10 protein-coding genes are annotated in these 10220 nt (G+C 37.1%); 4 read left to right on the top strand and 6 right to left on the bottom strand.

What is annotated here, in order from left to right; genetic code table 11:
• Positions 1-240 precede the first annotated feature (240 nt).
• From HMPREF3177_RS07105 to HMPREF3177_RS07095, 3 genes are all read right to left on the bottom strand, one after another.
• The gene (locus HMPREF3177_RS07105; protein ID WP_070458161.1) at positions 241-1563 is read right to left on the bottom strand and encodes a nucleobase:cation symporter-2 family protein; all 1323 of its coding nucleotides are present in this window, start codon (positions 1561-1563) and stop codon (positions 241-243) included.
• Entirely contained in the window at positions 1563-2141 is a 579-nt protein-coding gene (locus tag HMPREF3177_RS07100; protein WP_070458158.1) for a xanthine phosphoribosyltransferase, read from the bottom strand. The genes HMPREF3177_RS07105 and HMPREF3177_RS07100 overlap by 1 nt, the downstream gene beginning before the upstream one ends.
• A 65-nt stretch (positions 2142-2206) precedes the next feature.
• Positions 2207-3715, bottom strand: a complete 1509-nt coding sequence (locus tag HMPREF3177_RS07095; protein ID WP_070458155.1) for an amidase family protein — start codon at positions 3713-3715, stop codon at positions 2207-2209.
• A gap of 73 nt (positions 3716-3788) precedes the next feature.
• Here HMPREF3177_RS07095 and HMPREF3177_RS07090 point away from each other — a divergent pair, with 73 nt between their 5' ends.
• Positions 3789-4640, top strand: a complete 852-nt coding sequence (locus HMPREF3177_RS07090) for a DUF4097 family beta strand repeat-containing protein (protein ID WP_070458153.1) — start codon at positions 3789-3791, stop codon at positions 4638-4640.
• Positions 4641-4651: 11 nt separating this feature from the next.
• Here the strand turns inward: HMPREF3177_RS07090 and HMPREF3177_RS07085 are convergent, their stop codons facing one another.
• On the bottom strand, positions 4652-5320 hold the full coding sequence (locus HMPREF3177_RS07085; RefSeq protein WP_070458150.1) for an RluA family pseudouridine synthase: 669 nt from the start codon (positions 5318-5320) through the stop codon (positions 4652-4654).
• Positions 5321-5414: 94 nt separating this feature from the next.
• Here HMPREF3177_RS07085 and HMPREF3177_RS07080 point away from each other — a divergent pair, with 94 nt between their 5' ends.
• The 3 genes from HMPREF3177_RS07080 to HMPREF3177_RS07070 all read left to right on the top strand — a co-directional run bounded on the left by HMPREF3177_RS07080 (position 5415) and on the right by HMPREF3177_RS07070 (position 9129).
• Positions 5415-6425 (top strand): LacI family DNA-binding transcriptional regulator, encoded by a 1011-nt coding sequence (locus tag HMPREF3177_RS07080; protein ID WP_168161321.1) that lies wholly within the window; start codon positions 5415-5417, stop codon positions 6423-6425.
• A gap of 68 nt (positions 6426-6493) precedes the next feature.
• Positions 6494-7774, top strand: coding sequence for a histidinol dehydrogenase (hisD, locus tag HMPREF3177_RS07075; protein WP_070458144.1), 1281 nt, complete (start codon positions 6494-6496; stop codon positions 7772-7774).
• Positions 7775-7809: 35 nt separating this feature from the next.
• The gene (locus tag HMPREF3177_RS07070; RefSeq protein ID WP_070458141.1) at positions 7810-9129 is read left to right on the top strand and encodes a GntP family permease; all 1320 of its coding nucleotides are present in this window, start codon (positions 7810-7812) and stop codon (positions 9127-9129) included.
• A gap of 306 nt (positions 9130-9435) precedes the next feature.
• On the opposite strand, the gene HMPREF3177_RS07065 is transcribed toward HMPREF3177_RS07070, so the two are convergent.
• Positions 9436-9840 (bottom strand): hypothetical protein, encoded by a 405-nt coding sequence (locus HMPREF3177_RS07065; protein ID WP_070458138.1) that lies wholly within the window; start codon positions 9838-9840, stop codon positions 9436-9438.
• A 200-nt stretch (positions 9841-10040) separates the two neighbouring features.
• Positions 10041-10220 (bottom strand): hypothetical protein (locus HMPREF3177_RS08585; protein ID WP_210388791.1); only part of this gene is annotated, 180 nt, incomplete at its 5' end.

Below are 10220 nucleotides of genomic sequence, written 5' to 3'. Positions count from 1 at the left end.
CGTCGGCGAGTTTTTGGTACACCGACGCAAAATGACGAATCGTCGGCGAAAAACCGAAAATCTCGAAATTCACCGACGATTCGGTGATTCCCGTCGGCGAATAGAAATTTCGCCGACGATAGTGCTGTCTGCGTCGGTGGGAACTGAGATTCACCGACGATTCCCCAAAATTCCAAAAAACCCTCATCAAACTACATCCGAAACCTACAAAAATAAGCGCACTCCCATGAGTGCGCTCTATTATTTTGCGTCATCTTCTGCCGCTTCATATATTTGATCTTTTATTTCATCGCTTGGTTCTAAGTTAAAGTTTAATACGATATTTAAAATGATTGCCGATAAACTACCCATTACAATTCCGCTTTCTGTGATAACAGAAATACTTGACGGGAGACTACTAAAGACGTCTGGTACTGCAGTGACTCCAAGCCCGAGTGCGAGTGAGATCGCGACGACCATTAAGTTATTTTGGTTTTCAAAGTTTACTGTGCTAAGCATTTTGATTCCGTATGCACTGACCATTCCGAACATCGCAATCATTGCGCCACCTAAGACGGATTCTGGTATTGCGAGTGTTGCTGCTCCAATTTTTGGCATTAGACCGAGAATCATTAGCATAACTCCAGCGATGTAAATAATTTTCAATTTACGTACACCAGACAGTTGAATGAGTCCGACGTTTTGACTGAATGTTGTATAAGGCAGTGAGTTAAATAGTCCTCCGAGCATAATCGCAAAACCTTCTGCACGGTATCCACGTTTTAAATCTGCTTCACGAATTTCTTTATCAGTAATATCTCCGAGCGCGAAATAGACTCCTGTAGATTCTACTAAACTCACCATCGCAACTAATATAAGCGTCAGTATCGGTACTAAGTGGAATTCTGGTGTTCCGAAGTAAAAGGCGACCGGTAAGTGTAACCATGATGCCTCTTTTACTGGAGATAAATCGACTTGTCCGAAAAAGGCTGCAATAATCGTCCCGACGATGATTCCAATTAATATCGCGATGGATGCGAAAAATCCGCGTGCAAATTTTAAAACGACGAGTATAATAAGTAACGTTATAAATCCGAGCGAGACATTTTCAATCGATGCGAAATCTTCTGCACCTTGGCCTCCAGCGAGGTTATTTAAAGCAACTGGAATGAGTGTTAAACCGATAATTGTGACGACCGTTCCTGTTACAACTGGAGGGAAGAATTTTATCAGTTTACTAAAGTATCTTGCGACGATAACGACGAATAACCCTGCGGATAAAATTGCCCCGTACACACTTTGGATACTATATGTATTTGCAATGTTGATGATCGGTCCGACGGCGGTAAATGCACATCCTAGTACGACTGGGAGTCCAATTCCCATAAATTTGTTTTTCCATACTTGTAAAATAGTAGCGACACCGCACATCATAATATCAATTGAGATTAAATACGTCAGTTGTGCAGTCGTTAGGCCAATCGAGGAACCAACGATTAACGGCACGATCACGGCACCTGCGTACATCGCAAGTACGTGTTGCAGTCCGAGTGAAGCATCTTTAAGATGCTGTCTTTGCTCCATTAATTGTCACCTACGAATTTGACTTGTTTATCGTACATCGACACGATGCGTGCAAGTGACTCTACGCGGTATCCTTTATCGCGTAAAATTTTACCGCCACTTTGGAATGCCTTTTCTATGACGATTCCAACACCGACAATTTCTGCACCGGATTGCTCAACGACATCAATTAGAGCACCTGCCGCTTCACCGTTTGCTAAGAAGTCATCGATGATGAGTACTTTATCATCTTTACTTAAAAACTTTTTCGCAACTGCGATCGTGTTCGTCTCTTGTTTTGTATATGAAAACACTTGTGACGTATATAAGTCATCGCTTAACGTTAACGATTGTCTTTTACGTCCGAAAACGACAGGGATATCTAAAAGTAAACCGACCATCACAGATGGTGCGATCCCTGAAGATTCGAGTGTTAATACTTTGTTGAACTCGACGTCTTCAAATCGGTTAATAAACTCTTGTCCAACTTCTTTCATTAATAGAGGATCGATTTGGTGATTTAAAAATGAATCAACTTTCAGTACATTTTCGTTTAATGCTTCACCGTCATTTAATATGCGCTGTTTTAAAAGGTCCATAGTAATCTCCATTCAATTTATTAGTGTATAAATAATATCAAACTCTTCCCTTTATAACAATATCGTTAACGCTTCTTCGGATGAAAAACTTTCGCGTCTAATCGTCCGGCGTTCTCAATTTCTAAAGCGAGTTGTAGTAATTTATCTTCTTCACCTTTACGTGCGATAAACATGCTTCCGACAGGTAAGCCTTCGTCTGTATTATATAGCGGAAGACTAATTGCGGGTTGACCGGTTAAGTTGAGCGTCCATGTGTACGGGCTATAAGCGCTGCTCGTTTTAAAGACGTCTTCAAAAATATGGGATACTTCATCGTCTGATAAACTTTCTATATTTTCGAGTTTTTTAAATGCCTCATCTGATGGTTTGAACTGATCGATGTCTTTTGTCGGACCATTCATTGTTGGTGTTAAGTAAAAGTCATAGCCGTTATCGTCTAAAAATCGGTGATACTGTTCACTTAACGTATCCCAGTAGCTAAGTGACTGTGTGTACATCCAACCAGGTACTTTTAAGCCTGCATAGTACATACCGTATGAGATAAGTTCGACATCGTCTTTTGTAATCTCACGGCCTAAACTTTGCTCCATAGATTTAAACATCGAAGCAGTTTCTACCATGTTCATAGTGAAGTATGAATGAATTGCTTTTTGCCCGTCGATTGAAACAGTATCTTCGACAACTTCGTGACCGAGTGATTCAAGCACTTCGACTGTATATTTTAAGCTTTTAACAGCTTCATCGTTTACTTCTGAACCAATGGGAGATTCCGCACTATACGCAATTTTTAAGCGTTTCTTAGGTGGTGTAAGTTCACAGAACGTAAGTGGTGGAGCGATATACGGCGCTGCAGGTGGCTGGACGTCCATCATCTTTAGAAGTTCGTACGTTTCTCTTACTGATTTTGTTAAAAAGAAATCAATGGACGCACCTTGCCATTGTCTATAACTTCCTGGACCGCTTGTGACGCGTCCTCTTGTCGGTTTTAGTCCGATTAAACCGTTAAAACTTGCCGGTATACGAATCGAACCACCTCCGTCACTCCCTGAAGCAGCAGGGACGAGTCCAGCTTTTAACGCAGCTGCCGCGCCACCACTAGATCCACCTGAAGAGAGTGCTCGACCAAATGGTGCGTAGGAATTTCCGAAAAGGTCCGAATCAGTGACCATCTTAAACCCGAATTCTGGGACGTTTGTTCGTCCGACAATGACAAATCCGTTGTCGATGAGCCTTGTGACAAAGTTACTCGAAGTTTTTGCGATGTAGTCTTTAAATAAATAGGAACCATTTGTCGCTTTAATACCTTCTTCTTCTTGCCCGAGGTCTTTAACGACAATTGGCACCCCGTAAAATGGAGGCAATGTTTTTATTTCTTCTGAAGATAAAGTACTTAACACTTTGTCCATTTCTTGTGCAGTACGGAGTGCTCTATCTTTTTGTATATGAACGACAGCGTTCATATCGTCGTAATGTTCGATATTATGTAACGCACGCTCGACGAGCTCTGTCACGCTGACTTCTTTTTGTTTTACTTTTTCGCTATAGTATAATGAATCGTGATGAAATAATGTCATGAGAATTCTCCTTTACGTCTTTACAGATTAGTATATATAAGAAAAGTAGTTTTAAAAAGGAAGGTGCCACGAAATGGACCGTTATGAGTATTTAGGGACTGTGAAGTATCATTTACAATCACTGCCAACTAAACGACAAGATAAAATAATCGAATCGTTATTGAATCGCTTTCGAGACAGTGAGGATGATGACGCACTAATAAAAGAATTAGGTGCCCCGGAAGCACTTGCTGAAAAGTATTTATATAGTAAAAAAGATTTAACGATTGATGAAGATATTACGCACTTTAGTTTTGAGACGACGTTTGTCCCAGTTTATGTGTATGAATCAGACGATGAAGATTTGCATTTTAACGTAACGAAAGATATCGACTTGGAAAACGTTCAATATGAAATTAAAGACGGGGTTTTTCATCTGAATTTAAAGCTGTCTCATGCAAATAAAAACACGCGATTAGACATCTATTTACCAGATAAAGAAATCGAGCGACTTGAAATGACGCAGCATTACAGTTCAATTCATGCGGACAGTATAAAAGCGAAAGATTTACTGTTTAAAAATGACGTCGGGCAAGTATTAGTGAAGAGAGTAGAAGCGGATACGCTCACGTGTTATCTCCAAACGGGAGAGATGCGAATTGATGACGTCGATACGAACCATTTAAAATTTAACGTCAGTACCGGGAAGCTCGTTTTAGATAATGTCAATCCGGATCAACATATCGACGGGAAAGTTGCGACAGGTAACGCGATGGTTACGTTAAAAGAGATGTTTAAAAATAACGAGTTAACGTTAAAAGAGCAATTTGGATTACTCGATATTGAAGGTTACGACGATACGCTAGATGGAGAGGTCCTCGGAGACGGGGAGTATAAAGTGAAGCTCGTCGTCAGTTACGGTACGTTAATGATAGACACGAATTAAGTCAAATAGACTTAATTCGTGAATCTATTCCAAGGATAGCGGTTTGGCGGTTGGCTAGTTACAGTGATGATTTCATCTTTAGTTGGATGTTTAAATTTGATTTCAGAACTCCATAAAGCGATTTGTTCGCCGACTGTACTAAGCTTGTTATAGCGCTGATCGCCGAAAATCGGAGTATTTTGATTTGATAGTTGAACGCGTATTTGATGCGAACGACCGGTATGAAGTTTAACTTCGAGTAGGCTAAGTGCTTCATCTACACCGATTGTTTTATAATCAAGCACTGCGCGCTTTGCGTCCTTTGTATTTTTACTCGTAACATAAGACGTGTTCGTCTTACGGTTTTTAACTAAATAGTCTTCAAGCGTGCCACTTTGTTTTAGATGGCCTTCAATGACCGTTAAGTATTTGCGCTCGAACGTCTGTTTACGAATTTCATTTGAAAGGCGACTCGCACCTTTAGACGTTTTCGCAAACACAATCGCACCACCAACTGGACGGTCAAGACGATGGACGAGACCTAAAAAGACATTGCCCGGTTTATTGTATTTTTCTTTAATATATTCTTTTACGATCGCCAGCATGTCTTCATCATTCGAATCATCCGCCTGAACCGGTATATTATTCGGCTTAGTCACAACAATGACATGGTTGTCTTCGTATAATATTTCTAAAGTCATAGTTTAACCTTCTTTGTAATAGTTGTTTATACAAAATGCAATTATAACACTAGTATTACTAATGAAATTATATTGTTTTGAAAGAGTGATTATATTGAGAAATAAAGTATCATCTGAGGATGTTGCAAAATTAGCGAATGTATCGCAATCTACAGTATCAAGAGCATTTACTCCTAATGCTAGTATATCAGCTGAAGCAAAAGAAAAAGTGTTAAAGGCTGCTAAAAAGTTAAATTATTATCCAAATGCCTTAGCGAGAGGCTTAATAAACAAAGAAAGTAAAATAATAGGGTTGGCTATTAAAAATGTTCAAAATCCTTTTTACTTTGAGATTCTTAACAAAATTTCTAAAAGATTACAAAAAGAAGGATTAAGCACATTGTACTTAGCTGCTGAAAATGAAACATTAATAATGCAAGATGTAGAAAAGTTTCTAGAGTTTAATGTTGATGGAATTATTATTACAGATGCATTATTAGATATAAAGCATAACGAAATAGTTAACCCAGAGATCCCTATAGTCTTGTTTAATAGGTATGATGAACGGTTACCATTTCATTCAGTTTCTAGTGAAAATAAAAAAGCAACTGAAACTATCGCGAAATTAATATTGCAACATAAGATTAAAACTGATATTTATTATATTTCAGGCATAGAAAACACATCAACAAATAAGGAAAGGAAAGAATTTTTTGGAAATTATTTCAAAAGACAGGGCATAGATATAAAAATTATTTGTGGTGAGTTTTGCTATGAAAAAACGTTCATAGAAGTAGAAGAGTTGTTGATTAAAAAAATAAAGCCAAAAGCTATATTCGCGGCCAATGATATCATGGCACTTGCAGCCTTAGATGCACTAAAGAAACATAGAGTTAAAGTGCCGGAGGAAACAATAGTAATCGGTTACGACAATATCAAAATGTCTAGTTGGGAATCTAATGATCTAACTACTTGGGAGCAACCTATTGACGAAATGATTGAAAAAACTATAGAGATATTAAAACATAACTCAATGTATACAAGCCCACAAAAGGTTACTGTTAGTGGAAAGCTAGTACTTAGAAGAACCACTCAAAAAACTCTTGACGATGAAAGCGGTTTATAATATATTCATTAATATAAGATATTTTATTTATTTTTATTTGCATACGTATGCAAAGAAGGGAGAAAATCATGGCTAAAATTATTAAAGAAGGAATGAAGCAAGAAAGTATTAAAGAAGAGGACAAAAAGGTAAGCGCTATCGTAGAAGCTACTCTAGCAGATATTGAGCTAAGAGGAGATGAAGCAGTCACAGAATTGTCTGAAAAATTTGATGGTTGGAAACCGAAATCTTTTAGATTAAGTGAAGACCAGATTGAACAAATCAAAAGAGAAATATCTGATCAAACTAAAGAAGACATTAAATTTGCACAAGATAATATTAGAAAGTTTGCAAAAGCTCAATTAGAATCTTTAAATGACATTGAGGTTGAGGTTATGCCAGGTGTGTTTCTCGGTCATAAAAACATACCTGTTAATAGTGTAGGATGTTACATCCCTGGTGGGAGATATCCTATGGTTGCGTCAGCACATATGAGCGTGTTAACAGCAAAAGTTGCGGGTGTAAAAAGAGTGATTGCATGCACACCTCCGATAAATGGTGAAATACCTAAGGCTACAGTCTATGCTATGGCCGAAGCGGGTGCGGATGAGATTTATATTTTAGGTGGTATTCAAGCTATGGGGGCAATGGCTATAGGAACTGAAAGTATTGAGTCAGTTGACATGATAGTTGGACCTGGTAATGCATTTGTAGCAGAATCTAAAAGACAACTATTTGGAAGAGTAGGAATAGATTTACTAGCTGGACCAACTGAAACATTAGTAATAGCAGATGAAACAAGTGATCCAGAAATGATTGCGACAGATATTCTAGGACAAGCAGAGCATGGACCAACGTCACCGGGGGCTATTATTTCGACAAGTGAAGAAATTGCACGCCAAGCAATGAATGAAATAGAAAGACAATTAGAATCATTACCAACAGCAGAAGTGGCGAGTGTTTCTTGGAGAGATTACGGACAAGTGATAATTGTAGATAGCTACGACGAAGCAATTAAGGAAGCAGATAAATTAGCATTCGAACATGTTGAGGTTTTAACAAAAAATCCAAACCTATTCTTAGAAAATATGACGAATTATGGGGCCTTATTCCTAGGTCCAGAAACAAACGTCGCATATGGTGACAAAGTAATTGGAACAAATCATACCCTTCCTACAAAGGGTGCTGCTAGGTATACAGGTGGATTATGGGTTGGTAAATTTATAAAAACAGTCACATACCAACGTATTGAATCAGAAGAACAAAGTGCACTAATTGGTGAGTATGCAGCAAGACTTTGTGAGTTAGAAAATTTTGCAGGCCATGCTGAACAGGCAAAATTAAGAGTTAGAAAGTATGGAACTAACTAAATGAAGAACTAGTATCATTTTTAGGGAGGGTTATTATGATAGGTATGATAGGCTTAGTGGGAGGTTTAATTCTCTTAACTATTTTGGTAATGAGAGGGATGAACCTATTGGTAGTTGCACCATTATCAGCACTTTTTGTAGCATTATTAAATGGTGTCCCTCTTTTTCCACAAATGACAATAAATGAAGAAATTGATTTTGTCACAGGATACATGAATGGATTTGCAGGTTTCATTACTTCTTGGTATTTAATGTTTTTAGCTGGAGCTATATTCGGAAAAGTAATGGAGGACAGTGGTGCTGCTGATAGTGTGTCAGAATGGATATTATCTAAACTAGGAAGAGAGAAAGCTGTACTTGCAATTATAATAGCATGTGCTATTTTGACTTATGGTGGAGTTAGTCTGTTTGTTGTTGCATTTGCAGTATATCCAATGGCAGTTAGTTTATTTAAAGAAGCTAATTTTCCACGTAGATTTATACCCGCAGCATTAGCATTTGGGTCAACAACATTTACAATGACATCTGCAGGATCGCCTGAAATTCAAAATTGGATTCCTATACCGTATTTAAACACATCTCCTTATGCTGCCTGGCAAGTTAGTCTGATAGTAGCAGTATTTATGATGATTATTGGATATCTTTGGTTAATGTGGATGATTAAAAGAGCAGTTTCAAAAGGTGAGTTTTTTATTGAAAGAGAAACAGATCATAGAGAAGAAAGAAGTCATCTACCTAACCCTATTTTAAGTGTTATACCATTGCTATCTGTTTTAATAGTTTCATACATATTTCATGAAAGATTTGAACAGTATGCATTAATATTAGCTCTAACAAGTGGTGTTTTATTTACATGGTTATTAAACAGGAAGTACTTTAGAGATTTTTGGACAGCTGTTGGTGAAGGTACCGAGGGTGCTATTATCGCTATAGGTAATACAGCAGCTGTAGTAGGATTTGGTGGTGTTGCGAAAATTACTCCCGCCTTTGATAAAGCGGTCACTGCTTTAACTGATCTGCCGGGGAATCCATTAATCGGAGGAGCATTTGCAATAATGATAATAGCAGGATTAACTGGCTCATCATCTGGTGGGCAAACGATTGCTCTACCTATATTAGGACCTCATTATTTAGATATGGGAGTTAACGCTGAGGCATTACACAGAACGGTCGCACTCTCTTCCGGTACTCTAGATTCATTACCTCATGGTGGTTATGCAGTAACTACTATTAGATCTATTGCAGGTGAGACACATAAAGATGCGTACCCTGCTTTTGGGGCTATGACAGTTTTAGTTCCAATTATAGGTGTATTATTAGCTTTAGTACTATTTTCATTTGGTATAGGTATGTAAAATACTTTTTAGTCAAAAACATGCATTAATTCTCTAATCGTAGTAACTTCGCAATTGCTAGTATAATTTTGAGAAGAACAATGAAATATAAAAAGTCCTTCACAAGTCATAATATTTTGAGACTATCTCTAAATAGTTATGTAGTGCGAAGGACTTTTAGTTTGATAAAAAACTTTCGTGAATTCAATCATAAACTCCTATTCTAAGTTAAAGGGTTTCCAAACAAGTAAATTAAAATAAATGCAACGAGAAAACCGAGTAAGAATATACCGAGGTACTTCGAGTTTTTCATTATAAATCAACTCCTCATAATTTACTTAAATTATTTGCATTAATTTGACAGTTACCTGATGAATCACAGACGCTCATATTACCTTCTTTTGTAACGATGATATAGTAGCCAGGTGGATAAGTGGTACCAACAAGAGCTTTTTCTACCCACTCTAATCCATTTGCAACCCAATATGATGCATTGTGTCCAGTAGTATATTCTATAACACCATCAACTAAATAACCTACTAACACACCACCGACAAAAATAGCTACAGCAGATGCAGAATTTTGCTCCACTTCACTGTTGGTATTATAATGCATTTCATCATAATTTTTTTCATAATTAGAGGAAGCGGATACAAAAGAATTGTTAAGTGTAAACGATGTAGTTAACATAATAACAATTGCAAATGATGAACAAATTTTTTTAGTAAACATTATTATCACCTCCATTCAATATTACTTAAATACCCTTAAATTTTAATTTTAAACATAATATTTAATTTTGAATATGATTAAGAAATATAAAGGTATTATGAAATATAAAATTAAATTATAATAAGTTTAATAAATAAAATTCGTTAAAAATATTTTCTAAAAACACATATATTTGATTTTATAAACTTTTTAAATAATTTTTAGGAGAGGTGTATGAGTTCTTTTGCTATTTTATCTTGAATCGTCGGCGAGATGAATAACTCACCGTCGCTGTGAGGGTTATCGTCGGCGAGTTTTTGGTACACCGACGCAAAATGCAGTATCGTCGGCGAAAAATGAGAAATCGAGTAGCGTCTATATAATTGTGTAAAATTAAATAA

The sequence above is a fragment of the Nosocomiicoccus sp. HMSC09A07 genome (assembly GCF_001808485.1).
GTDB lineage: Bacteria > Bacillota > Bacilli > Staphylococcales > Salinicoccaceae > Nosocomiicoccus > Nosocomiicoccus ampullae_A.
This window is presented reverse-complemented; position numbering and strand designations above follow the sequence as displayed.